This window comes from Myxococcales bacterium, assembly GCA_022184915.1.
Lineage (GTDB): Bacteria > Myxococcota_A > Polyangia > Fen-1088 > Fen-1088 > JAGTJU01.
In genome coordinates this window covers 1-22,686 of sequence record JAGTJU010000013.1, presented here as the reverse complement: position 1 = coordinate 22,686, position 22,686 = coordinate 1, and the positions used below count along the sequence as shown (strand labels likewise).

The following is a 22,686-nucleotide window of genomic DNA, read 5'->3' as shown; positions in this document are numbered from 1 at the left end:
GTGGGAACGTTCTCGAATCCCGTGGCTCAGGGGATGGCGGCGATCTCGAAGAGCGCCGCCGCGCGAAGCAGATCGCAGGCCCTCGCGACGAGTGCGTTCGTCGCCAAGGCTGCCAGGGCTTCCGGTGCGAAGTCGGGGTTGCAGCGAGTCCCCATCGTGAAAAGCCGTGCGTCCTCTGGCAGGCCCGCGAGCGCCGGGGCGGCGCCCAGCGATACCAGGGTTGTTCCCGGAACGAGGAGGTTGGTGGCGGCGGACCACACGAGGGCATCAGCGTCGAGCACGAAGACGTGGCGCTCGGCGAACCCGGAAGGGGATCCCCGCGACACGTCGAGCGCCGCTTCGTCGAGCGCGCCAAGCGCGACGAAACGCGGGCCTTGCTCTCGATCTTCGGCGACCACGTTGGCCAGTGCCGCTTCGAGTACCGGATGCCCGCACAGGTACGCCTTGCTTCCGCGAACGGCCGCCAAGCACGCGCCGAGTACGGCGTAGGGGCTGCTGCCCAACCAAAAGGAAACGTCACCCGGGCCGAGTCCCGCTCGTCCGATGGCCTCCAGCAGCGGCGCCACGGCTGCAGCCCACGCCGCCGTTGCGAGGGGGAGCCTGGCTGTGTCGAAGCCAAAGCGATACCGTGCGGGCGGTGGCTGGTTCTCCATTGCGGTCCAGCGTTGCGGATTCACGCAGCTCGAGACGAGCGCCCGTCGACAAGGCCCGCACTCGCCACAGGGAAGATCCGCGAGAATGAAGCTCGCTTGGCCCTCCCGCTCGAAGACGGTCGCCAAGGTCGTCCAGGCGCCATCGTCGCCTCGGGTTCGGAGCTCGAAGCGCGTGGGCAAGGGTGTCTCTGCAGGGGCTAAGTCGTGAGGCATGAAGGGGGTCAAGGCTTTTCGGATTGCACGATCTCGAAGCGAAGCTTTCGGGGGGCGCCTTCGCGAAGGTAGGTCACCTCGATCGCCGGGGCGGAGGCCAGACTGTTGAACACGGCCATCGCGCTCTCCGGACGTTCCAGCGGTTTGGGACCTTGGCCGTTTATGGCCGTGACCACATCGCCCGGGCGAAGGTCCACGGCAGCGTAGCAGGGGTTCTCAAGGTGAAGAAGCTGTATTTTCCAGCCCTTGAAGGCCCGCCCTTCAAGAACTCGTTCAACTTTTACGCCCTGCAACCACTGGCCGAGACCCGCCGCAACGACGGCGCTGACGGCCTCCCGCTTGATGGCATCGGTGCCGACCATGGAGCGGCAACGCTCCGTGGGTGAACGAGGCGGAGCGGCCTCAGCCGGAGCCTCGACCGCCCGGTCGGCTGTGCCCGCAGGCTCTGTGAGGGGGGCCTCGCTCATGGGTGCCGCCAGACCTTCCTCGGCGGGTGTCGGGGTGTGGGCACAGGCTCCCAGCGCCGCGCCGAGCGCGATGAGTGTCGCTGAGGAAATCGAAGCAAGGACACGGAACCGGGTCAAGGGGCCTCCTGGCTCGGCGATCGGGATGCAAGCAAACGGTCCACCTCGGACCATATGCGGGCGGTGACCTCGTCGATCGAAGGGCTCCCATCCACCACCCTGGCATTGGGATCATCGGCGGCCAGGCGCTGGTACTGTCGGGCCACCCGGGCCAGTGTCGCGTCTGCGTCGTAACGTTCCTCGGGACGCCCTGCGAGGGCCCGCCTGCGTGCGGCCTCTTCGATCGGAAGGTCGATGAGAAGGGTCAGATCAGGTGCACGCAGGTTGCGGCCGAGCGCCTTCACCCAGGGCAGGTCAGCTTCCTGTGCCTGGTAGGCCCACGACGACCAGACGTAACGGTCAGACACCACGTCGCAGCCCTCGGCCAGGCGGGGCTCGATCTCTCGCTGGAGGTGGTCCTTGCGGTCTGCCGCGAAGAGCAGGGCCATGGTGTCGCCCCCGACGGGTCGATCATCTGCCATGGCATGACGTCCCATCAACAACTCGCGAAGCAAAGCCCCGACAGGCCCCGTAGAGGGCTCGCGGGTGCCGTGAGCCAGTCGGCCGAGGCTTTGCAAACGGCTCACCAGACGAGCCGCCTGGGTGGTGGTGCCTGAGCCGTCGATGCCTTCGAGAACGATTAATAGCGCCGTCACGTTCGGCCAGGTTTCTACACAACGCGGCTCCGCGCCACAACGGAGATCCCAATCGTCCGTGATCGTGGGCGCTTGCCGCGGTCCGGCTGTTGGAAAGCGGCCGCCCGGGTTCAGTGAAGGACCCGGAAGCGGTCGAGGCAGGCGCGCAGGTGCACTTCGCTTTCTTCCTCGAACGACAAAAAGCGGACGGCCATGCCAGAAACCGACCTGCTCTCGCCAGCTTGTGCAAAATTGATGAAGTAGTGGTTTTTGACTTCGCCGATGGCCACGATTTCGCCGCTTTCGTCCGGCGTCAAAAAGCAGACCCGCAGCTGTGCTCCCAGGGGCAGGTGATCCCGGGTTTCGATGAAGATTCCCCCGGCAGAGACGTTGCGCGCCACGCAGCGGAACTCACCGAAGAGAAGGCTTTCCACCCGAACGGGAAAAACCTTGTCGAAACGCAGGTGTTCTCGTTTTTCTTCGTCTGTATCTGGCGTCACCAAACGCGGCAGGGGCGCGGGCAGGGGGGCTTTGGGCAGGCGGGGCTTGTCTGGCATGCTCAGAACATAACTGTGTATTGATATGAAGTCAAAAATCCTACATGTGCGACAACGTCGGAGGCGGCTGTGGTGGTTGGCACCGGGGCTCTGGGCGCTGCTGCTCTTCGTGGCGTCGTCCATCCCAGGAACCTCGTACCCACAAGTCTCGTTCGCCTTCGCCGACAAAGCTGTCCACGCGCTCGTCTACGGTTTTTTCGGCGGCTTGCTTGCGCGCGCGCTGGCCAACGAGTTCCCAGGCTGGACCCGCTTCCGGGTCTGGGCGGTCGCTGCGGGTGCATCCCTTCTCTATGGAGCCACGGACGAACTGCACCAGGCGTTCGTTCCCAATCGCTCGCCGGACCCGAAGGACCTCCTCGCTGATGGACTGGGTGCAGGAATCGGTGCCGCGCTCGTGTTGGCTTACCTGGCAGGCACCGCGCGCTTGCGGGCGCGTCGCCCGTCATCGTCGCCGTCATCGTCGAAGGAGGGGGTGACCCCCGCGCGCACGCAGCCCCCTCGAGGATGAGGGCGAGCCGCCGTGCTCTCGAGTTTGATAGGAATCCTGAGAGCTGTTACTGTGAGCTCGGAAGGAACCTGCGGGCCACATATGCTTCCGAACGAGAGCACCACCCGCAGTGACGTCGTCGCTTTGCCAGGCGACATGGAGGGCTTGGTGGTCGCGCCCGACCGAAGCGCTGCAAAGCCCCTCGTGGAGTTCCTTCGATCTCTGCGCCTGAACCTTCAAGTGGTCACGGACGCGGAGACCGCGTTCGAGGAAGCCCTGATCCATCCTCCGGATGTGGTGCTCATCGACGACGGGATCGGTCCGGCGGGTGGGGTAGAGCTGTGCCAGCGGCTCAAGGGCAACACGCGAACGCACTTCGTGCCCGTGGTGCTTTACGGCCCGGGCGAGGACCGCACCTACCGCGTGCGAGCCATCGGGGCAGGGGCGGACGCGATCTTCAGCCCCTCGACCGATGCGAGCGAGCGGCGTGCTCGTCTGTGGGCGTTGCTCCGGACGCACGCACTTTTCCGGCGGGAGGAGCGCAAACGAAAAACTCAGGGTTCGACGATCGCCCAGCAGCGGCGTTGGGTGTCGAGCTTCGTTCACGATCTACAAAGCTCCGTGTCCGCGTTGCAGGCGAACTTCGAGTTCATGGCGCAGCAGCTTTTCGGTCGCGGGGGAACGGACGACGTCGAGGTCTCCGAGTGCATACAGGACACCCGGACGCTGTGTGCTCAGATGAGTCGCGGGTTGCGAACCGTGCTCGACTACGAGCGGGTCGAAGAGGGGCGCATCGTTTTATCGGAGGCGTCGGTTTCGTTGGCGCAGCTTGCCTACGAGGCGCGGGATGACTTGTCTGCCTGGGCGCGCACCGCCGGCAAAACGGTGGAGGTGCTGGCCCTCAGCCGAGCCACCGTGCGGGGAGACCGGGAACTGCTCAAACGCGCCCTCCAGAACCTGGTGGCCCACGCCCTCCGGCAGCCGCTGAATCGCGTCGTCACGGTCACCGTGCAGAACCGTGAAGACCGCGTCTGCGCGACCATCGGGGGCGATGGTGACCGTTTGGCGCCCGACGAGCGGGATCGCATGTTCGAGCCCTACGCCCGGACCGCCCGGCACGTCCCCGTGGGGCATGGCCTGGGGCTGGCGTTGGCCAAGGCCGTCCTCGAGATGCACGGAGGCCTGATCGAAGTCGAGCCGGGGGAGGCGGCCCCCGGAACGGGGTGGTCTTTCGTGTTGACCTTGAAGCCGGAGGTCTCTGTGCCGATGAGTATGGATGCGGAATGACTGCAACCATCGCCGGGCAGAGCCTCGAGAGACGAAAGCGCTCTATGCGCGCCCGTTTGTGCGCGGGCGTTCTGGGTGCGCTGTTGGCGGGCCTGGTAGGGATAAGGGGGGCCGAGGGAGCCGGCAAGGTGGACGAGCTGTCCCAGATCCTGCTCACCGACTCGAGCTACAAGGTTCGGGTTCAGGCGGCCCTGGTCCTTGGCAAGCTGGGGGACCGAGCTGCCGTGCCGGCGCTCGCGAAGGCACTTGGTGACGCCAACAACACCGTTCGGGCGGTGGCCGCGCAATCGCTGGGACGTCTGGGCGCCCCCGAAGCCGCCGACCACCTGCGCACCGCCTTGAAGGCGGAGGGCGACAAGTTCGTACGCTCCCAGCTCGAACGGGCCTTGGCCGGGCTTGGTCGTGACGGAGGCGAGGGCGGCGGCAAGGCCCGCATCTACCTCGAATTCGGCCCGTTCTCGGGGGGCACCAAGGCTGCTTCGGGCGAATCGCTCGGCTTGTTGCGCAAGGCGATTCAACAGAAACTGAGCGACCTTGGCGCGGTCACGTTTTCGCTGACCTCGGAAGAGAAAGCCGACTTCGCGAAGGCGGGTCGCCTGGGCTTCCTCATCGACGGCAACGTGACGCAGCTCGATGAGGCGAATGTCGGGGGCGCCGTGGAGATCAATTGCGACGTCAAGGTGATGGTGGCGCGCTGGCCCTCCAAGAGCATCCTCATGTGGACGAGTGCAGGGGCGGCCGTGCAGGGAGGGTCACGCCCACAGGACAAGGACATGGCTCGCCGAGATTGCCTGGAGGCGTCGGCGGGGCAATTGGGAGACGACCTCAAGCGTTTCTTCCAATCCCAAGGGGGCTAAGAGAGGATCGGTACGATGGAAGCGCAAGTGCCAAGCGAGAACACGACCAAATACAAGCGCCGGATCCGGAACTACCTTCTGGACGCAGGGTTGCAGCTTCGGTACACGGCCGCCATCGTGGTGGTGGCGGCGTTCCTGACCGCGGGGCTCGGCTACATGATTTACCAGGCCACCCGTGACACCTCTCGCATCATTGCCCTCACGGGCTTGGTCGACCCGGTGAGCGCCGAGCAGCTGCAGTCCGAGTTCGCCAGCAAGGACAAAATGGTGCTTTGGGGCATCGTGGGTTTCGGGTTGGTGCTGGTGGCCTCGGTGTCGGGGGTGGGAATCTTGATCACTCACCGCATCGCCGGGCCGCTGTACAGCATCGCCACGATCTTCCAGCGGGTGCGCGACAACCGCCTGGGCCCATCCCTGCGAGGCCTGCGCAAGGGGGACGAGCTGCAGGGCTTCTACACGCAGTTCCGTGACATGCACGAGGCGCTGCGCCGGCGCGCGGACGACGATGTCCGCACGCTGAACGAAGCCGTGGCGGCGCTGGAGAGCTCGGCGGCGCCAGGGTCGGAACAGGCCAAGGCCGTGACGGCGCTCAAGGAGCTGCTGCGGGAAAAAGAAGCAAGCCTGACGGGCTAAAGCCGCCGCTCGTCAGCCTCGACGGATGCCCGGTGCGTGCGCGGCGCTGAGCATGCACAGGCCGTGGAGGAGCAGGCCCGGAAAGAAGCAACACGCATAGCCGACCAAGGTGCTGGCCATCCACGCAACACCGGCGCCCGGGCGACCGCTGTAGATGTGGCCGGCGCCGGGGACCAGCACGGAGAGGCATACCGCGGTCACGGGGTTGTCGAGAGCGGCCTCGGGATGAGGAGATCGGGGGCTTGGGCCGTGGGCAAAGGCCACGGGGGCGTCTACGGGCCGGGGCGTTCCGGGGACGAAGTATTCCACGACCCCCGTGTGGGTGGCCCGTGCCGAGAGGCTGCCAGCCTCCAGCATCTGGGCCAACATGCGCAAAGCCCGCTGCTGAGAGATGCCCGCGGCGTAGGCAACGAACGCGGCGGTCAGAGGTGGACCGCTCGTCTCGAAGTACGTCCGCAGCACCAGCTGCTCGAACGCCTCGAATTCCTGCTGATCGACGCCCACGTTTGCAAGGTTAGCATCGTCGATCGCCGGGTGCTTCTGAAGTCAAGGCCGGCCGACCGTAGCGAAATGCATCGTCCTCCAAACCGGACATTTCTATCTTGCACAAACCGGACATTTCCATTTTGCGCCCACACCGATTTGTCCGATAACAGATATTATGTCAACTAATGCAAGCCGGGGCTCGTCCGCCGGAGGGCCCAAAGAAGCGTAGACGCCTGGCCGGCGGTCCTGGGCACCCGGGCTTCCGTCGCGGACCGTAGGCCTGCGGAAAATTTGCCCTGGAGGGGCCCGCTCGGGGTCTCACAGGCTGGGTTCTTCGCACCGAGCCAAGCCCTTGGCCGGTGTAAGTGGTTATTTCGACTCCTGTTGTTGACCCCTGGGACCCCCGTTGACTAAGATGCGCGCCTATTGCCCACATTGGAGGCCCTCGTCCCCATGAAGAAGAACCCTCAGTTCCAGCGGCTCATGTTCCTGTTTGCCATCTCGGGTTTGGTGGCGGCTACCGCGAATTACGCCTGCTTGCCCGACGTTTGTGCCGACCTCAAGACCGCCGAGTTCCGCACAATGGACGAGGTGAACGCGTTCCGCATCGAGACCCTGAACGAGGCTCTGTCTCGGCAAGGCCTTGGCTTGAACGACAGCCAGCGCCTCAACCTCGCTTCCGGGGCCAAGGTTCCGGGCCTTTCCAAGCTCGACCGCCCCGTCAAGCACCCCGATGGCACGGTCGAGATGCCCCAGGACTGGCTGCCGGCCGTTCCCGAAGGACATCCCTGGGGATCCGCGTTGACCCCTGCCGACGACGCCTTTTACTCGTTCTTCGAGGAGCGCATCCTGAAAGCGCGCCTCTACGACCCCGAAAACCCGCAGCACGTCGAGTGGGCCAAAGCCTACCTGGCCAAGAGCCGCTCGAACGACCCCGACTTCATCGGTTGGACCTACGCCAACCGCACGGAGTGCGCCAAGATCCGCTACGACGCACGCGGAACCATGGCCCCGGTCGACGCCCGCCTTTAGACCGCGCTTCTCCCCTTTCCGAAAGCCCCCACCGCCGGGAACGGCCATGGGGGCTTTTTCGTCCCTGGGCCCGCGTCCCTTGGTGCCTCGCCTCGGGGCGCGGGGCCCATGGGTCTCTAGGCCCCCCGCGCGTCGAACTCTGCTTGGAGGGCCTCTGCCTCTTTCGTCCGGCCCATGCGCTTCAGGGTCTCGATGGCGTTTGTCCAGCCACGGTCGAACCAAGGTGCAAGACGTCGTGCCTTCTCGAACTGTGGCAAGGCGTCCTCGAAGCGCAAAAGGCGCATGTAGCAGTACCCCAGATTGCTCGCCCGTTGCGCCCGATCGGCCGCAGGGCCCACGTCGGCCGCCTGCTTGAGAACGTCGCAGGCGGTGGCAATCGAACCCTGGTGCAGGTAGGTGAGCCCGAGCAGCTCACGCAACCGGGGATCGCCGTTGAACCGGGTCAGTCCGGCCGTGGCGGCGAGCTGCGCCTCCAGCGTCTGGCGCCGCTCCAGGAGCAAAGATCCCCAGCCGGCCCAGCTACGGGGAGAGTTGGGCGCATGCTTGACCGCGTAGGCCCAGAGGCGTTCTTCGTCGGCCCACAGGAGAGACTGTTGGCGCGAAACGAGACCGAGGCCCGTGACCATCAGCCCCGCCAACATCCAGGTGAGCGGCATGCCCGCCACCGTCACCGGGGGGCGCCCGCGTCTCAGTCTTTCCGATAGCCTGACGGATAGGCGCGAAAGCCCCACCACCACGACGAGAATGAGCCCTGGCAGGCCCAGGTACATGTAGCGGTCGGCCCGCTCGTTGGTGAGGGCGACCAGCCCCGAGGTGGGAAGGAAAGCCACGAGTGCCCAAGCCAGACCGAGCGCGGCCAAGGGGGCTCGGGGACGAAGGTAGACGACAAGCGCCACGAGGCCCGCAATGGCCACCAGAGCGGCCAGGCCCACGAACAAGCCCCACCCGTCGATGGCCACCGGATCGTATTCGGGGGACAGACCTCGCGGTGCGATCGACTGAAACAGCCCTGCCACGAACCCGTGGCCGCTTTCGACCACGCGGAACAAGAGGCTGTCGGGGTTGCTTGCGGCCGACTGCGAGACCTCGCCCCAAGCGCCGAGCGCAAAGCGTCGCCACAGCATGACCAGGCCTGTCGCCAGGGCCGCGAGGCCCACATCCACGATCCGTTCCCTTGCAGATTTGCCCGGAGGCAGGCCTCGGGCCGTGTCGGCGCGGGATTCCGCGCGCGGCAGAAAAAGGTCGAGCAACAGAAGAAGGAGCGGCGCCACGTAGGCGGACTCTTTGGCCCCTGCGGCCGTCACGAAACACCCGAAGGCCAGCACCTTCTGGACAACAACGGCGCCTCTGCCGTCGGCCCGCCGGGAGGCGCCCACAGCGAAAAGCCCCAGCAGAAGAAACGACGTGGACAGCAGATCTTCCCTGTAATTCACCGCGGCGACCGGTTCGACGGTGAGCGGATGCACGGCAAAGATCGCGGCGGCGAACAGGGCCGCAGGCAAAGACTGGGTCAGGTGGCGCAGGCCTAGCAAAACGAGGATCGAGGCCAGCGCGTGCCAGAACAGGTTCTGAGCGTGAAACGCCATGGGTGACAGACCCCACAGACGGGCATCCAGAATGACTGACGCCAGCATCACGGGTCGTCCTGCGTCGGGAACCCCCTCACGGACCAGCTGACCGCTGAGCAGCTGCCCAAGCCCACTGCCTTGGCTGACGACCGGGTTGTCGACGATGGTCCAGTGGTCGTCGTAGATGAACGGAAAGCGCAGCACGTGCCCGAAAAATGCCAGCACCAGGGCTGCAATGATCGCCACGGCCAGCCGCTCCGGGCCGCGGGAGCTGGACTCGCCGACGGCCACCAGGGGACCCGCAGACACGGGCTCACTCATGAGGCCCTCGCGAACGTGCCGCGGGAACGAACAAGGGCCAGACGCGCGAGATGTAGATCAGCCACAGTGCCACGAGAGGTAGAAGAGACAAAGCGCCAGACAGACCCACGAGGCGCCCCAGATTCGACGCTCCCGGAAGAGAGGGGACGTGCCCCATGGCTGTCGATGGATAGACATACCTGAACAGAACGTCGCTTGTCAGGGGGGCCTCCAAACCCACCGCCGTGCCGAGGAGCATGTTCAGGATCGAAAGCGACCACGCCGCGAACGCCCCCTGCCGGTACCAGCGGTGCGCGCGCGATTCGGGCCCCTGCCCGCCCGGTTCAGGAGGCTCCCGCCACGTGACGAGCAGGCCCATCGCCCAAAAAGGCAACGCGAAGATGACGTGGCGAGGTCCCAAAGCCGCCCCGCCCCACCACATGTAGTAACCCGCCGAGAGGAAAAGCGAGGACACCACCGTGAAGCCCGCCACCGCGGGCACGTCCGGCCAGGCGCGGGTGCGTCGCCGCCAGGTGCAAAGTCCCAAAGTGGCGAAGAGAAGAAGAGGCGTCGTGTAGAACAGCCCTCGGCTGCGGCCGAAGGTCTGTTTCAGCATGACCAGGGGCGATGGCCATCCGATGCCGAACAGGCCCCGGCCCATGCCCGCCGCGAACTCGTCTCGGTGCAAGTGACCGTAACCCAGACGGAAGGGGCCTCCGAACGCCGCAGTGTTGTAGAGCAGCGCGAGTGCGAGGGGAAAAGCGGCGGCTCCCACGAAGGGCCACAGGCGTGTCACGTGCCGCCAACCTGTCGGCCGAACCGCGCGGGCCACGACCCAAACGCTTACGGCTGCCAGCGCCAGCGCGGCGGGCCACTCGCAGGTCACGGCGGTGCCGCCGCACAGGCCCGCCCAGGCCAATCGCCGCGGGCGAAACGGGGGCGTCCCATCGTCCCGACTGGCTGGGGGCTCGAGCGCCAAAATACCAAAAGATGCGAAGGCCAGCGCGGCCGCCACGGCGTGCCCGTGAAGGCTCGTTGCGTAGGGAAAGAGCAGAGTGCCAAGGCAGGCACCCATGGCTGCGGCCGTGGCGACGGGACGGGAGAGTCCTGCCTGCCGCCCAAGGGCGAGGAGCAGGCCCCCGAGTGCGGCCACGGCCAGGCCCGAGGTGAATACGGTTGCTACGTAGAGGCCAAAGCGAAAGGAAGGGTTCAGCAGCACATCGTCGTCGCCATCGCCTCGCACGGCGCCTGCATCGAAGCGCCCCCCCCGACCGATGGCGACCACCTGCGGGGGGGCTCCCCCCAAGGCACGCCAGCCTGCGCGAAAGACCGCGTACGGCAGGGCGGCGAGGAACGAGAGTCCTGGCGCCTTGTCGCTGAACACGTGCCCCCCATGGGTGGCCTTGTCGCCCGTGTTGTGGTGGTAGGGATCGATGTCGAGCCGGCCGTATTCGACCAAAGAGAGCGTGAGGTCGAAGTGAGCGTTGGGATTCCACGACGGGGCCGCAATGAAATAGGCGTAGGTCACCCACAGGAGCAGCGCGAAGCGAGCGCACACACCCGGTGGCCAGCCGTCATGGGAGGGAGCGGGCGCGGGCGACATGGGGGCTCTTTAGCCCTTGCCGCGCGGGATGGCGAGTCTCAGGCGCCACACCAGAGACATCGCCTCGAAGAAGATGCCTCCCGACATCTTCGACGCCCCGACCCGCCGATCCTCGAACAGGATCGGCACCTCCTGCACCCGCATGCCATTTCGCAGCACGCGAAAGGTCATCTCGATCTGAAACCCATACCCGCGCGCCCCGACGTCGCCGAGCTTGATCCGACGCAGGGTTTCGACCTTCCACGCCTTGAAACCGGCCGTGAGGTCTTGAACACCGACGCCCAGCACGACCCGTGCGTAGGTGCCGCCGCCCCGGCTGATGAAACGCCTGCCCGCACCCCAGTTCCGTGTGCCTCCACCCGCGACGTAGCGCGAGCCTACGGCCAAATCGGCGCCGGCATCGATCGCGGCCAGGAGGCGGGGAACATCCGTCGGTGCATGCGAAAAATCCGCGTCCATCTGGACGATGCGGTCCCAGGAACCCTCGTCCAGGGCCCTGCCAAAGGCGTCGATGTACGCCGCGCCCAGTCCCGCTTTGGCGGCCCGGTGCAACACGCGGACCTGGGGATCTTGGGAAGCCAGGGCGTCGGCCACCGCACCGGTCCCGTCGGGTGAGTTGTCGTCCACGACCTGCACCGTCGCCTCGGGCAGAGCCGCGCGTACGGCCCTGACGATGTCCGGGAGGCAATCCCGCTCGTTGTAGGTGGGGATGACGATCAGGGTCCTTGGGCCAGGCGAGCTCACGAGTGCGCGGCAGTCAAGCGCAAGGGGGGCCCTTTGTCGAGTGTTCTGGGGGAGTTTGACCGCTCGAGGAGGTCGCTAGAGTCTTTGACAAGCCCCCAGGCGCCGGGCTATTCCTGGCCCGTGAACCTCCTTGTGACCGGTGGGGCTGGATTCATCGGCCAGTGCTACGTGCGCCTGGCCCGAAAAAAGCGCCCCCAATCGAAAATCGTCAATCTGGACGCCCTCACCTACGCGGGCAACCTGGAATCGCTGGCCGACCTCAAGGGCGACGACGGGCATGTCTTCGTCAAGGGTGACATTCGCGACGGCGCGCTCGTCCGATCGCTCATCGAATCACACGAGATTGGGGCCATCGTGAACTTCGCGGCCGAAAGCCACGTCGATCGCAGCATCATGTCGGCAGCCCCCTTCGTGGAGACGAACGTCCTTGGCACGCTGGCGCTGCTCGAGGCCGCCAAGGACCTCAAGGTGCCCCGCTTCCTTCAGGTCTCGACGGACGAGGTGTACGGATCGCTCGGGCCAACGGGCGCTTTTTCCGAAACGTCTGCCATCGACCCCCGAAGCCCCTACTCCGCGAGCAAGACGGCGGCCGACCACCTGGTCAGCGCGTTCCATCACACGCATGGCCTCGACACGGTGACCACCCGTTGCTCCAACAACTACGGGCCATTCCAGTTCCCGGAGAAGCTGATCCCGCTCATGATTCTGAACGCCTTCGAGGGCAAGCCGCTGCCCGTCTACGGCGATGGCATGCAGGTTCGTGACTGGATCCACGTGGAGGATCACGCAACCGCCATCGATCTGGTGCTGACGGGAGGCAAGTCGGGCCACGTCTACAACGTGGGTGCCGAAAACGACCGTCCGAATCTGTCCGTGATTCGCGACATCCTGAAGCTCACCGGCGCCTCGGAGAGCCTCATCAAGTACGTGCCCGACAGGCCTGGCCACGATCGGCGCTACGCGATGGACGCCACGAAGATCCGCTCGGAACTCGGCTGGAAGCCTGCGCGTGACTTCGAGCAAGGGTTGGCCGAAACGGTGGCCTGGTATCGCAATCACGAGACGTGGTGGGAGCGGGTGCGCAGTGGCGCTTACCGCGCCTACTACGAACAACAATACGGGGCCCGCCTTCGCGGCTAGGTCCGAGGACCCGGCAGGGCGAACAAAGACAAAGAAGGTACGTCATGAGCGACAAGCAATCGGATCTGCGTGGAGTCGTCCTGGCGGGAGGCACGGGCTCTCGCCTCTTCCCCCTGACCAAGGTGACGAACAAACACCTCCTGCCCGTGGGCCGGGAGCCCATGATCTTCCACCCCGTGCGCAAGCTGCTGGAGGCCGGGATTCGTGAGATTCTGATCGTCACGGGCACCGAACACATGGGGGACGTCGTCGGTCTGCTCGGGAGCGGTCGAGAGCTCGGCTGCGAGTTCACCTATCGCGTTCAGGATCAGGCGGGCGGCATTGCCCAGGCCTTGGGACTGGCCCGGCGCTTTGGCCGGGGGGGACGCCTGACCGTCATTCTGGGCGACAACATTTTTCAGTCGTCCATCGCGCCCTTTGCGGACGAGTTCCGGAAACAACCGAGCGGCGCGAAGATTCTCGTTCAAAAGGTTCACGATCCGGGCCGCTACGGCGTGGCCGTGACCGAGGGAAGCCGGGTGACCAAGATCATCGAGAAGCCCAAAGACCCTCCGAGCGATCTGGCCGTCACGGGGATCTACTTTTACGACGAAGAGGTGTTCGACGTGATCGACACGCTCAAGCCCTCGGGCCGTGGCGAGCTGGAGATCACCGACGTGAACAACGCGTACATTGCCCGAGGAACGCTCTCGTGCAACGAGCTGCCGGGCTGGTGGACGGATGCGGGCACGTTCCCTTCGCTTCGGCAGGCCAACGATCTCGCCTGGTCGCTCGAGCCCAACCAAGACTGAGCTCGCCCTCCGGGGTACCCGCGAGGGTGCCCCGGGCTCAAGGGCGCCCCGGGCTCAAGGGCGCAACCTACCCCCCGGAGTTCAGGCCACGCTTTGCATGAAGCGCAGGGCTTGTTCTTCCCAGGTTCCTAGCGTGTCCAGCCCGCGAAGGCGCAGCATGCGGTTATTCAGGATCGCGCGGCGCGGGCGCGCCGCCTTGAGCGAGAGGGCTCCGTAGGGCAATGCGGCCACCTTCTCGGCGCTGATGCCGAGCTGGCCCGCCAAAAAATGGGCGTAGTCCGCCCAGGTCGTCTCGCCGTTGGCCGTGCTGTGATAGAGCCCGAACCCATCGGTACGGGCCAGGGCGGCCGAGACCTCGACCACGGGCACCACCCAAGTGGGTGAAGCCTTGCGCTCGGCGTCGGCCTTGATGCTTTCTCCCCGCCCTAGCCTGTCGAGGATGGTGGACGGGAAGTTACGCCCGCCCTGCCCGTAAAGGCACCCCACCCGCAGGATGAAGTGCTTGGCCCATGCCGTTTCCACGAGCCGCTCCCCGGCGACTTTGCTGCGCGCGTACGCGCCCTGCGGACTGACCGGGTCGAACTCGTCGTAGGGCCGCTCCTGCTCACCATCGAACACGAAATCCGTCGAGTAATGAACGAGCTTGGCATCGATGCGCGCGCACGCCCGGGCCACGTTCTCGGGACCCAGGGCGTTCGCCAGGTAGCTTGCGTCTTCTTCGTCTTCCGCCTTGTCGACGTTGGTGTAGGCAGCGGCGTTGAAGACGAGATCGGGACGGGCGGAGAGCAACGCGCCTTCGACAGCGTCTTCGTGGGCGATGTCGCAGGTTGCACGCGTGTGAGCGGCCAGCAGATCGATGCCCAGCCGGGGCAGGTTCTCAACCAGCGCTCGGCCCAGGGTTCCCTGGGCGCCAAGCACCACCGCCGTGATCTTCGTGCTCATCGTAGGTCCCTCGTGTCTCCTCAACGGGTCGGCGCGCGGCCTGCCAGAGAGGTTCGCAAATCCTCTTCGTCCGCCTTGACCATCATCTCGATGAGCTTCCGGAAGGTGACTTTGGGGGCCCATCCCAGGGCTTTGCGGGCCTTGGTGGCGTCGCCCAAGAGGTGATCCACCTCGGTGGGGCGGAAGTACCGTTTATCGATTTCGACGTAGGGCTGCCAATCGAGACCCACCGTTCCGAAGGCCACGTCCAGGCATTCGCGCACCGAGTGTGATTCACCCGTGGCCACGACGTAGTCGTCGGGTTTGTCCTGCTGGAGCATCAGCCACATGGCCTCCACGTAGTCCCCCGCAAAGCCCCAATCGCGCTTGGCTTCGAGGTTGCCGAGGAAGAGCTGCTTGTCGAGTCCGTGCTTGATGCGAGCCGCGGCTCGGGTGATCTTGCGCGTCACGAAGGGAACGCCGCGGCGAGGGCTCTCGTGATTGAACAGAATGCCGCAGGAAATGTGCAGGCCGTAGGCGTCCCGGTAGTTCTGGCAGAGCTGGTGTGCGAACACTTTGGCGCAGGCATAGGGCGACCTGGGCTCAAAGGCGGTGGTTTCGAGCTGAGGAGGCTTGGCCGAGCCAAACATCTCGGAAGACGACGCTTGGTAGAAGCGGGCCTGGGGCACGATCTCACGCAGCCCTTCGAGCAGGCGCAGCGTGCCCATGGCAACCGTGTTGCACGTATATTCCGGAACGTCGAAGCTCACGCGGACGTGGCTCTGCGCCCCCAGGTTGTAGATTTCGTCCGGGCGGACGGTCTCGAGGATGCGGTTGATGGAGCTTGCGTCGTCGAGGTCGCCGTACACCAGGCGCAGCCGATAGTTCTCGACGTGGGGGTCTTGATAAATTCCGTCGAGCCGCTCGGTATTGAACGAACTTGAACGGCGTACCACCCCGTAGACCTCGTAACCCTTGGCGAGCAAGAGTTCCGCCAGGTACGAGCCATCCTGCCCCGTGACGCCGGTGATGAGCGCCTTGCGCCCCAACTTGTTCCCGTTCACGTCAGTCACGCGTCACCTCCCGTGGCGCTTTTGCTGTTTTCGACATACCAGTTCACGGTGCGTTTGATCCCTTCTCTGAACGAAACCTGGGCGCTGAAGCCAAAGCGCTCGCGGGCACGGGTCACGTCGAGGCGACGGCGAGGTTGGCCATTCGGCCGGCTCGTGTCCCACGTGAACCCCCCGTCGAAGCCAGTAGCCTCTGCGATGAGGTGAGCCAAGTCCTTGATGCTGATCTCCTCGCCAGACCCCAGATTGACCGGGTCGGAAGCGTCATAGCTCTCGGCGCCCCGCACGAGCCCCTCGGCGGCGTCTTCGACGTAGAGAAACTCCCGGGTGGGTGACCCGTCACCCCACACCACGACCTCTCTTTGTCCGGCCGCCTTCGCCTCCAGGCACTTGCGAATCAGCGCGGGAATCACGTGGCTGCTCTCGAGATCGAAGTTGTCCCGGGGGCCGTAAAGGTTCACCGGAAAGAGCACGATGCTGCTCATGCCGTACTGGTCTCGGTAGGCCGACGACTGCACCAGCATCATCTTCTTTGCCACGCCGTAGGGCGCGTTGGTTTCCTCGGGATAGCCGTTCCAGATGTCGTCTTCCTTGAAGGGGATGGGCGCGAATTTGGGATAGGCACAGATGGTCCCAGCTGCCACGAGCTTGCTCACGCCGGCCAACCGGCACTCCTCGAAGACGTTGAGCGCCATCATGGCGTTCTCGAACAGGAACCGGCCGGGGTTTTTCTGATTGGCCCCGATGCCGCCCACGCGGGCTGCCAGATGGAAGACCAAATCGGGTTGCGTGTCCGCGAGCAGCTGGCGGCACGCCAGGCGATCGACGAGATCGTAGTCCGCACTGGCGGGGGCGAACACCTCGGCAGCGCCGCGGGTCCTCAGGGCCTCCACCACGAAGCTACCCAGGAAGCCTCGGCCTCCGGTCACCACGATACGCTTGCCGGCCAAGGGCGATCTTTCAGACGTTTGCGTCACCATTGCGGTCCGTTCTTATTTCCTATGGCGGAGCGGATTGCAAGCCGTCGGTGAGGCCCCGGGTACCCGCCAGGACCTCCGTCGTGAGGTTCCGCAGGCGCTCCACGGCCACCTCGGGGCTCCCCGCCCCCGCCATGACCCCACCGGGCGTCACAGTACCCCCGTGCGTGGCAGCCACGAACTGGCGCAGGACGGGCTCGCGCTCGGCGGGAAAGGCCCGGACATACGCGGTGACCAGGTCCACGATGTGGCGGGGAGGGGTCCCAGACTGCCCTGCATCCCACCAGGCACTGAGGAGTTTGAGCTGGAAGTTGCGGAAAGCGCCGAGCGCGGCGGCAGGCGAGATGCCCGGGGGAATGCGCTCGCTGGCGATCGGGGCGTAAAAGGCCGCCGGCGCGAGGGTCTTCATCAGGTCGTCGTCCTGTGACAAACGGTAAAGTATCGTGGCTGCCACCTTCGGATCCGTAAGCAACGCGGCCGCCGGTCGCGTGCCTGCGGAGGTGCCGACGAACGTGCCCCCTCGTATGCCGGCGAAGAGCTCGGCCCCCTCGCTGTCGCCCTTCGGAGGCGCGTTGCGAACCGCGCCGCTTCGCCACTCACGGGCGACGACCTGCATGGCCATCTCATACGCCCGAGGCAAGGTGTTGATCTGTCCGTCGAACCGCCCGCCCGTGGCAGCGGCCTCGGCCAGCAGGCGCCCCAAACGCGCCGCGAGCGTGCTCACCACGCGCGCGTCGTCCTCGAAGGTCTTGGGAAGGCCGAGCCAGACCGCCTCCGGCCGGACGGCAGGCCCGCCGATCCAGGCACCCTGCAACGCCAGCCCGCGGCCCGGGTTCGGACGATCGAGCCCGAGCACGAGCGGGATCGCATCCTGTGCCCAGGCGAGCGCACCGGGCGAAGGCCTCGGTGCGCCGTCCCGCCCCTTCACGACGTACTGTTGAAAAACGAAGACCGTTTGCATCACCTCGGCCGCGAAGCCCACGGTCAAGGCGCGTGCCACGGCTGCCGCGCCGCCCTCGGTCGCTTTCGCTCGGGACACGAGCGGTGGGCGCGCGCCAGGATCTTCGGCCTCGAGAAGCATGTACGACGCCACAGGGCCAAGCGGGGCGTCAGCAGCAGGTTTGCAGGCGCTGGCAGTGAGCGCACACAAGGCCGTAAGGGCCATCGGGACGAGCTTCGAGAACACGGGCTACGCAGCTTACGCCAAGCGCCGGCTGCGCCCAACTTGCGTAGAGGGCCCCGCGCGCAGGCTTGGCGTTTTCGCCGATGGACAAAAGCCGAGACGTTGCCTAAACTGCCGAATTCATTGCACGGCCCCGTAGCTCAGTTGGATAGAGCAACGGTTTCCTAAACCGTAGGTCGCCTGTTCGAGCCAGGCCGGGGTCACGAGGAAGGCATCGATCGGCCCGCCTGCCGCGAGGACGGCTGGGCTGGCTGCTCCTCGGGGGCTTCGTTGCGGGGGCCCTGCCCCGCCCGGTGATTCCTGCGAGCCCGCAGGCGGCTTCCGATCCTCACCGCCAGAGAGGTGACCAGGATCGAGGCGAATACGATCGGCTCCCGAAGGTCCGCCTTCACGCGCCAGAAGAAATGCACGAGGCCCAGCGCGGCGGCGACGTAGGCCAAACGATGAATCGCCCGCCAGCGTGCCCCGCCAAGGCGCTTCACCATGCGGGCGGGAGAGGTCAGCGCCAGCAGAAGCAGAAGCAGAAACGCCGCGAAGCCCACGGCGATGAAGGGGCGCTTCGTGAGGTCGTCCCCGATCTCGTCCCAAGCGAAGAACTTGTCGAGCCCTACATACGTGCCGAGGTGGAGCGTGGCATACCAAAACGCCCCGAGGCCCAAGGTGCGCCGCCACCGGGAAAGCCAGGTCCAGCCGAAGACGAGGCGTAGTGGTGTGCACGCCAAAGACGCCGTGAGCAGCACGAGCGCCCACCAGCCGAGCTTGTTCAGCAGCGCCTCGATGGGGTTGGCGCCGAGCGCGCCGGTCGCAGCCTGGACGGATAGAATCAATGCGGGAACGACCGCAAGCACCCGTCCAGCCCACAAAGCACGCCGCTGCTGCGCCGACCGATTGCTGCCCATCTCGCCCTCAAAAGGACTTGTGCAGGTCCATGCCTGCGTAGAGCGATCCGACCTGATCGGCGTACCCATTGAACATGAGCGTCTTGCGTCGCAAGAAGTCGCCGATGCGGCGTTCTTTGGCCTGGCTCCAACGCGGATGCGGGACCTCGGGGTTCACGTTGGCGTAAAAACCATACTCGTGAGGGGCGCTTCGGTTCCAGGAGGTGGCGGGCTGTGTCTCCGTGAGCCGGATCTTCACGATGGACTTGATCCCCTTGAACCCATACTTCCAGGGCACAACCAGCCTCACCGGCGCTCCGTTTTGGTTGGGCAGAACACGCCCGTACATGCCAAGCGACAGGATGGCAAGGGGGTGCATCGCCTCATCGAGGCGCAGCCCTTCCACGTAGGGCCACGCGAGCACTGGTCGCCGCTGGCCTGGCATTTGGGTCGGGTCGTATAGCGTTTCGAAGGCCACGTACTTGGCCTTGGATGTGGGTTCGAGCCTCGTGAGCAGCTTGGAGAGGGAGAACCCCACCCAGGGAATCACCATCGACCAGGCCTCCACGCAGCGGTGGCGGTAAACGCGCTCTTCCAGTGGAAAGAGTGTCTCCAGCGTGGCCAGGTCGAGCCGCTGAGGCTTCTTGACCTCACCCTCACAGACGATAGTCCAGGGCCGCGGCCTCAGGCTATGGGCCTGTGCAGCGGGGTCATTCTTTCCGGTTCCGAACTCGTAAAAGTTGTTGTAGGAGGTCGCGTCATCCTGCTTCGTGAGCTCTTCGCCACGCGTCGACAGTGAGCTTTGTTTGACGCCCGAGAGCGTCCGGAGTCCCTCGCCACGCGCCCGACGGCTCGCCAGCGTGAGCGTGGCGGCTGTAAGCCCGGTCGCCGCCAGAAAGCGTCGGCGGCCTTGGTAGAGCCACTCGGGTGTGATCTCCGCGGCGCTGGGCTCAGGGCCCAACGCCTTCAGTCGTGACGTTCGGTCTGTCATCTTGATCTCCATACGCGTGTGGCGCTGCTAAGGTTTCGCCGTTTTGTCCTCTCCACGAAGCAAATCACCGGCATTGGCGGCCCTCGAAGAGACGAAGGTCGACCTCGCGGGTCGAAAGAAAGTGTTCTCCTGTCGCGAGATCGTGACGGGACCGGGGGCTGTCGTGGCGTTGTTTGTCTCGGATCGCGTCATGAACGTCGCGGGCGTCACGCTGCCCGTGGGTACGGTGACGTTCGGCCATTTCTGGGTCGATCGCCCCTACAACGTCTACCACTGGATGACGCCGACGGGCCGAACCCTGGGCCATTACTTCAACCTCGCGCAAGACACGTCCATTTCCCCGGGCCTGCTCTTTTGGCGGGATCTCACGCTGGACGTGCTCGCGGTGCCTGGGCGAACGCCCCGCGTGCTCGACGAAGACGAGTTACCCACCGACCTCTGCCCGGAACACCGCGCCCGTATAGACGTTGCGCTTCAGGAAACGCAAGCCGCGCTACCGGAGTTGCTTCCGTGGCTCGAGGCCCAAGCGGACGTGCTGTGGCCGAAGGTGTTTGCGAGCAAGCGCGTCAATGCGAGGCGCCCGTGATCACCGTCGTTCAACGTGTGCGTGAGGCTCACGTTCGGGTGGCCGATGACGTGGTGGGGCAGATCGGCACGGGACTGTTGCTGCTCGTCGGTGTCGCGCGGGGGGATACCGAGGCCGATGCCGACGCCACGGCCCGCAAGGTGGCGGCGCTCCGGATGTTCGCAGGGGCCAAGCCGATGGATCTTACGGTCAGGGAGGCGGGCGGTGCGTGTTTGGTGGTCAGCCAGTTCACCCTCGTCGGGCGGCTCTACAAGGGCAATCGCCCGAGCTTCGACGCCGCGGAGGATCCGCCGCGCGCCGCGGCCCTGTACGAGCGCATCGTCGCCCAACTTCGTGAGGCCGGTTTGCAGGTCCAGACGGGCCGCTTCGCCGCGGACATGCAGGTGTCTCTGGTGAACGACGGCCCCGTGACCTTCATCGTCGAAACCGCGGCAGGCGCGCTCGTGAAGCGCTGAGCGCCCCTAATCCTGGGGTGGTTCCGGCAGGAACGACATCGGATCTTGGGGCACCTCTCCTACCCGGACCTCAAAGTGCAAGTGCGGCGACGTCGCGCGTCCACTTTGCCCCACGCGGGCGATCAGTTGGCCCCTGCGCACGCGATCCCCGCGTTGAACGATCAAGACGGAATTATGGGCGTAGGCGGTGAGCAAGCCGCCGCTGTGCTCGACGATCACCATATTCCCGTAGCCCGAAAGAACGTTGTCAGCGTAGATGACCGCTCCATCGTCCGCCGCGAATACAGGGGTCCCCGTGGGTGCCGCGAGGTCAATGCCCTCGTGATTGCGCCCCCACCTTCGGCCAAAGGGAGAGGACATCCGGGGATGTGCCAGGGGCCAGGCCAGGCGGCTACCTCCTCCGCTGGTTGGGGTGCGTTCCGTCGTACCGAGCACGCCGGGCCCGCGGCGTGGGGGCGCAGAAGAAGGGCGGGGGGGGACCTCCTCGGGCCGATCCGGGGCCAACACGAAGACCAGCTGTCCCGGCCGCAAGGCCTGTCCGCGGCCGAACCCGTTGACCTCGATCAGGTCCTCGACAGGGACCCCGGCCCTCTGGGCGATGCTCTCGAGGGTCTCGCCCGCTTTGACTACGTGCCACGCTCCGGGAGGCGGAGCCGGATGGAGGGGGGCTCGCGCCCAGGGCCAGTAAGGCCAGCCTCCCCCACACCCCACCGCGCTCACCACCAGGATCCAAACGGCGGCGAAGCAGACACGCGTAAGCCCAACCCGCATACGGCGAAGCTCCGTGAGCTCAGGCGAGAACCACCGGAGCGCGTCGAGAGCACCCGCGAAGGGTCCCCCCCGCCTTGGGAGGCCCAGAGCCGCTGCGAAGGCGGCGATGTTCACGGCTGGCGTCTCCCGTGCTGGGCAGCGTCGCGGACGGAATGAGCCCACATCCCAGGTCTGCAGATCCTCGAGCATGCCCCTGTGCGTGAGGTCCAGCGCGAGCGGCGTGACGGAGATGAGGCCGTCTTGCACGGCGCTGCAGTCACTGCCCGGCAGGTCCGTGGCTTTTTCCTCCGGTTCCTCCGATCCAGTAGTACGAACGCCCTCGGAGGTCGGCCCGCACCTCGACTTGATCACGATAAACGCGTCTGCCGAGGAACGTCACGGCATAAGCACCGGAGGCCCCCGCGGGCACGTTCACGTTCAGGAGGGCCCCCTCTGGAAAGGGGTTTCGGTCGTTGGCACGAGCCAGCGTCTCTTCGGCCAGCGCCCTCACGAAGCGGGCTCCCGCACGAAAGTCGAGCGGCCTGTGGCGCTCTGCCGATACAGCTATGGAAGGCACCCCGCGTAGGGTTGCCTCCACGGCGGCCGCCACTGTCCCCGAATAGAAGACATCAGAGCCCAAGTTATACCCATCGTTGATGCCCGAGATGCACAGGTTCGGACGTCGCGCCGCCAGGTGCAAAGCGGCCAGGTAGACACAGTCGACGGGCGTGCCGTCTATCGCAAAGCGTCCCGGCGCCAACTCGTCGACGCGCAGCGGGCTGTTCAGCGTGATCGAGTGGCTCGCGGCACTTCGTTCGCGATCGGGCGCCGCAACCAACAGATCACCCAGGTCCTGGACGGCCTCGATCAAGGCCGCCAGGCCTGGCGCTCCGATCCCGTCGTCGTTGCTGAGCAGGATGAGAGGCCGCTTGGGCATGAGGATGCTTGCGGATAGGGTTTTTGGGTCGGGGCGACTGGATTTGAACCAGCGACCCCCTGTCCCCCAGACAGGTGCGCTAACCAGGCTGCGCCACGCCCCGAACTTATCCCCGAGCGGCGGTGCGAACACCCCCGTTGCGAGGCCGTGTACTATTGCTCTACCAACTCCAAAAGGTCAATGATTCCCTGCTTTAATTTTTTCAAAGTTTCGCGATCGATCGCTGGGGGCGGCACGGCCGGCACGGGCGCTTCGTCTTGGCCCTGGGCCCGCAACGCCGCGCGGGCTCCCTCGATCGTGAACCGCTCGTCGTACAGCAGGGCCCGAATGCGAAGCACCAGTTCGACGTCACGCTTGCGGTACAAGCGCTGTCCCGACTTGGTCTTCTC

General features: G+C 65.7%; 26 protein-coding genes and 2 tRNA genes. 10 read left to right on the top strand and 18 right to left on the bottom strand.

The window, feature by feature from the left end; genetic code table 11:
- Window positions 1-26 precede the first annotated feature (26 nt).
- The 4 genes from KA712_26065 to KA712_26050 form a co-directional block, all read right to left on the bottom strand.
- Window positions 27-866: a hypothetical protein gene (locus KA712_26065; protein MCG5056419.1), complete on the bottom strand. Its 840-nt coding sequence runs from the start codon at window positions 864-866 to the stop codon at window positions 27-29.
- An 8-nt stretch (window positions 867-874) separates the two neighbouring features.
- Window positions 875-1,450, bottom strand: a complete 576-nt coding sequence (locus KA712_26060; GenBank protein MCG5056418.1) for a hypothetical protein — start codon at window positions 1,448-1,450, stop codon at window positions 875-877.
- Window positions 1,447-2,085, bottom strand: a complete 639-nt coding sequence (gene tmk, locus KA712_26055; GenBank protein MCG5056417.1) for a dTMP kinase — start codon at window positions 2,083-2,085, stop codon at window positions 1,447-1,449. Before tmk ends, KA712_26060 begins: the two co-directional genes overlap by 4 nt.
- A 110-nt stretch (window positions 2,086-2,195) precedes the next feature.
- On the bottom strand, window positions 2,196-2,621 hold the full coding sequence (locus KA712_26050; protein ID MCG5056416.1) for a PilZ domain-containing protein: 426 nt from the start codon (window positions 2,619-2,621) through the stop codon (window positions 2,196-2,198).
- Window positions 2,622-2,646: 25 nt separating this feature from the next.
- Here KA712_26050 and KA712_26045 point away from each other — a divergent pair, with 25 nt between their 5' ends.
- The 4 genes from KA712_26045 to KA712_26030 all read left to right on the top strand — a co-directional run bounded on the left by KA712_26045 (window position 2,647) and on the right by KA712_26030 (window position 5,885).
- The gene (locus tag KA712_26045; protein ID MCG5056415.1) at window positions 2,647-3,129 is read left to right on the top strand and encodes a VanZ family protein; all 483 of its coding nucleotides are present in this window, start codon (window positions 2,647-2,649) and stop codon (window positions 3,127-3,129) included.
- Window positions 3,130-3,210: 81 nt separating this feature from the next.
- A complete protein-coding gene (locus tag KA712_26040; protein ID MCG5056414.1) occupies window positions 3,211-4,395 on the top strand; it encodes a hypothetical protein in 1,185 nt (394 codons plus the stop codon).
- Window positions 4,392-5,252 (top strand): HEAT repeat domain-containing protein, encoded by an 861-nt coding sequence (locus tag KA712_26035; protein ID MCG5056413.1) that lies wholly within the window; start codon window positions 4,392-4,394, stop codon window positions 5,250-5,252. The genes KA712_26040 and KA712_26035 overlap by 4 nt, the downstream gene beginning before the upstream one ends.
- Window positions 5,253-5,267: 15 nt before the next feature.
- Entirely contained in the window at window positions 5,268-5,885 is a 618-nt protein-coding gene (locus KA712_26030) for a hypothetical protein (protein MCG5056412.1), read from the top strand.
- A 12-nt stretch (window positions 5,886-5,897) separates the two neighbouring features.
- Here the strand turns inward: KA712_26030 and KA712_26025 are convergent, their stop codons facing one another.
- A complete protein-coding gene (locus KA712_26025) occupies window positions 5,898-6,389 on the bottom strand; it encodes a hypothetical protein (GenBank protein ID MCG5056411.1) in 492 nt (163 codons plus the stop codon).
- A 435-nt stretch (window positions 6,390-6,824) separates the two neighbouring features.
- Here KA712_26025 and KA712_26020 point away from each other — a divergent pair, with 435 nt between their 5' ends.
- The gene (locus KA712_26020; GenBank protein MCG5056410.1) at window positions 6,825-7,403 is read left to right on the top strand and encodes a hypothetical protein; all 579 of its coding nucleotides are present in this window, start codon (window positions 6,825-6,827) and stop codon (window positions 7,401-7,403) included.
- 116 nt (window positions 7,404-7,519) lie between these two features.
- Here KA712_26020 and KA712_26015 read toward each other — a convergent pair whose 3' ends face one another.
- Genes KA712_26015 through KA712_26005 form a run of 3 tightly spaced genes read right to left on the bottom strand, consistent with a single transcriptional unit; the run spans window position 7,520 to window position 11,618 of the window.
- A complete protein-coding gene (locus KA712_26015; GenBank protein MCG5056409.1) occupies window positions 7,520-9,280 on the bottom strand; it encodes a tetratricopeptide repeat protein in 1,761 nt (586 codons plus the stop codon).
- Between the two features lie 4 nt (window positions 9,281-9,284).
- Window positions 9,285-10,874, bottom strand: coding sequence for a hypothetical protein (locus KA712_26010; GenBank protein MCG5056408.1), 1,590 nt, complete (start codon window positions 10,872-10,874; stop codon window positions 9,285-9,287).
- 9 nt (window positions 10,875-10,883) lie between these two features.
- On the bottom strand, window positions 10,884-11,618 hold the full coding sequence (locus KA712_26005) for a polyprenol monophosphomannose synthase (protein ID MCG5056407.1): 735 nt from the start codon (window positions 11,616-11,618) through the stop codon (window positions 10,884-10,886).
- Between the two features lie 120 nt (window positions 11,619-11,738).
- Between KA712_26005 and rfbB the strand changes: the two genes are divergently transcribed.
- Together rfbB and KA712_25995 are read left to right on the top strand one after the other, a co-directional pair.
- Window positions 11,739-12,758: a dTDP-glucose 4,6-dehydratase gene (gene rfbB, locus KA712_26000; GenBank protein ID MCG5056406.1), complete on the top strand. Its 1,020-nt coding sequence runs from the start codon at window positions 11,739-11,741 to the stop codon at window positions 12,756-12,758.
- 44 nt (window positions 12,759-12,802) lie between these two features.
- The gene (locus KA712_25995) at window positions 12,803-13,549 is read left to right on the top strand and encodes an NTP transferase domain-containing protein (protein MCG5056405.1); all 747 of its coding nucleotides are present in this window, start codon (window positions 12,803-12,805) and stop codon (window positions 13,547-13,549) included.
- 81 nt (window positions 13,550-13,630) lie between these two features.
- Here KA712_25995 and rfbD read toward each other — a convergent pair whose 3' ends face one another.
- From rfbD to KA712_25975, 4 genes are read right to left on the bottom strand one after another with little or no spacing between them, the layout of a single operon-like run.
- Window positions 13,631-14,491, bottom strand: a complete 861-nt coding sequence (gene rfbD / locus KA712_25990) for a dTDP-4-dehydrorhamnose reductase (protein ID MCG5056404.1) — start codon at window positions 14,489-14,491, stop codon at window positions 13,631-13,633.
- A 20-nt stretch (window positions 14,492-14,511) separates the two neighbouring features.
- Complete coding sequence (gene gmd, locus KA712_25985; GenBank protein ID MCG5056403.1) at window positions 14,512-15,519, bottom strand: GDP-mannose 4,6-dehydratase; 1,008 nt, start codon at window positions 15,517-15,519, stop codon at window positions 14,512-14,514.
- A 20-nt stretch (window positions 15,520-15,539) separates the two neighbouring features.
- Complete coding sequence (locus KA712_25980; GenBank protein ID MCG5056402.1) at window positions 15,540-16,520, bottom strand: GDP-L-fucose synthase; 981 nt, start codon at window positions 16,518-16,520, stop codon at window positions 15,540-15,542.
- A gap of 19 nt (window positions 16,521-16,539) precedes the next feature.
- Complete coding sequence (locus KA712_25975) at window positions 16,540-17,703, bottom strand: hypothetical protein (protein ID MCG5056401.1); 1,164 nt, start codon at window positions 17,701-17,703, stop codon at window positions 16,540-16,542.
- A gap of 126 nt (window positions 17,704-17,829) precedes the next feature.
- On the opposite strand from KA712_25975, the gene KA712_25970 reads away from it, so the two are divergent.
- Window positions 17,830-17,903, top strand: a tRNA-Arg gene (locus KA712_25970).
- Here the strand turns inward: KA712_25970 and KA712_25965 are convergent.
- Both KA712_25965 and msrP read right to left on the bottom strand, forming a co-directional pair.
- Window positions 17,901-18,599: a sulfoxide reductase heme-binding subunit YedZ gene (locus KA712_25965; GenBank protein MCG5056400.1), complete on the bottom strand. Its 699-nt coding sequence runs from the start codon at window positions 18,597-18,599 to the stop codon at window positions 17,901-17,903. The genes KA712_25970 and KA712_25965 overlap by 3 nt on opposite strands.
- Window positions 18,600-18,606: 7 nt before the next feature.
- On the bottom strand, window positions 18,607-19,569 hold the full coding sequence (msrP, locus tag KA712_25960) for a protein-methionine-sulfoxide reductase catalytic subunit MsrP (GenBank protein ID MCG5056399.1): 963 nt from the start codon (window positions 19,567-19,569) through the stop codon (window positions 18,607-18,609).
- Window positions 19,570-19,612: 43 nt separating this feature from the next.
- Between msrP and KA712_25955 the strand changes: the two genes are divergently transcribed.
- The gene (locus KA712_25955) at window positions 19,613-20,155 is read left to right on the top strand and encodes a DUF402 domain-containing protein (protein ID MCG5056398.1); all 543 of its coding nucleotides are present in this window, start codon (window positions 19,613-19,615) and stop codon (window positions 20,153-20,155) included.
- Window positions 20,152-20,610, top strand: coding sequence for a D-tyrosyl-tRNA(Tyr) deacylase (gene dtd / locus KA712_25950; protein MCG5056397.1), 459 nt, complete (start codon window positions 20,152-20,154; stop codon window positions 20,608-20,610). The genes KA712_25955 and dtd overlap by 4 nt, the downstream gene beginning before the upstream one ends.
- Before the next feature lie 6 nt (window positions 20,611-20,616).
- Here dtd and KA712_25945 read toward each other — a convergent pair whose 3' ends face one another.
- From KA712_25945 to KA712_25930, 4 genes are all read right to left on the bottom strand, one after another.
- Entirely contained in the window at window positions 20,617-21,627 is a 1,011-nt protein-coding gene (locus KA712_25945; protein ID MCG5056396.1) for a peptidoglycan DD-metalloendopeptidase family protein, read from the bottom strand.
- 10 nt (window positions 21,628-21,637) lie between these two features.
- A complete protein-coding gene (gene surE, locus KA712_25940) occupies window positions 21,638-22,297 on the bottom strand; it encodes a 5'/3'-nucleotidase SurE (GenBank protein MCG5056395.1) in 660 nt (219 codons plus the stop codon).
- 28 nt (window positions 22,298-22,325) lie between these two features.
- Window positions 22,326-22,400 (bottom strand) — tRNA-Pro (locus tag KA712_25935).
- 49 nt (window positions 22,401-22,449) lie between these two features.
- The coding region (locus tag KA712_25930; GenBank protein MCG5056394.1) for a MerR family transcriptional regulator at window positions 22,450-22,686 on the bottom strand (237 nt) is incomplete at its 5' end.

Coding starts and splice junctions, on each gene's coding strand:
- KA712_26065 (MCG5056419.1), bottom strand. CDS start 866: ATGCCTCACGACTTAGCCCCTGCAGAGACACCCTTGCCCACGCGCTTC.
- msrP (MCG5056399.1), bottom strand. CDS start 19,569: ATGACAGACCGAACGTCACGACTGAAGGCGTTGGGCCCTGAGCCCAGC.
- KA712_26030 (MCG5056412.1), top strand. CDS start 5,268: ATGGAAGCGCAAGTGCCAAGCGAGAACACGACCAAATACAAGCGCCGG.
- KA712_25980 (MCG5056402.1), bottom strand. CDS start 16,520: ATGGTGACGCAAACGTCTGAAAGATCGCCCTTGGCCGGCAAGCGTATC.
- KA712_26035 (MCG5056413.1), top strand. CDS start 4,392: ATGACTGCAACCATCGCCGGGCAGAGCCTCGAGAGACGAAAGCGCTCT.
- KA712_25995 (MCG5056405.1), top strand. CDS start 12,803: ATGAGCGACAAGCAATCGGATCTGCGTGGAGTCGTCCTGGCGGGAGGC.
- KA712_26040 (MCG5056414.1), top strand. CDS start 3,211: ATGCTTCCGAACGAGAGCACCACCCGCAGTGACGTCGTCGCTTTGCCA.
- KA712_25965 (MCG5056400.1), bottom strand. CDS start 18,599: ATGGGCAGCAATCGGTCGGCGCAGCAGCGGCGTGCTTTGTGGGCTGGA.
- KA712_26020 (MCG5056410.1), top strand. CDS start 6,825: ATGAAGAAGAACCCTCAGTTCCAGCGGCTCATGTTCCTGTTTGCCATC.
- KA712_26010 (MCG5056408.1), bottom strand. CDS start 10,874: ATGTCGCCCGCGCCCGCTCCCTCCCATGACGGCTGGCCACCGGGTGTG.
- KA712_26045 (MCG5056415.1), top strand. CDS start 2,647: ATGAAGTCAAAAATCCTACATGTGCGACAACGTCGGAGGCGGCTGTGG.
- surE (MCG5056395.1), bottom strand. CDS start 22,297: ATGCCCAAGCGGCCTCTCATCCTGCTCAGCAACGACGACGGGATCGGA.
- KA712_26050 (MCG5056416.1), bottom strand. CDS start 2,621: ATGCCAGACAAGCCCCGCCTGCCCAAAGCCCCCCTGCCCGCGCCCCTG.
- rfbD (MCG5056404.1), bottom strand. CDS start 14,491: ATGAGCACGAAGATCACGGCGGTGGTGCTTGGCGCCCAGGGAACCCTG.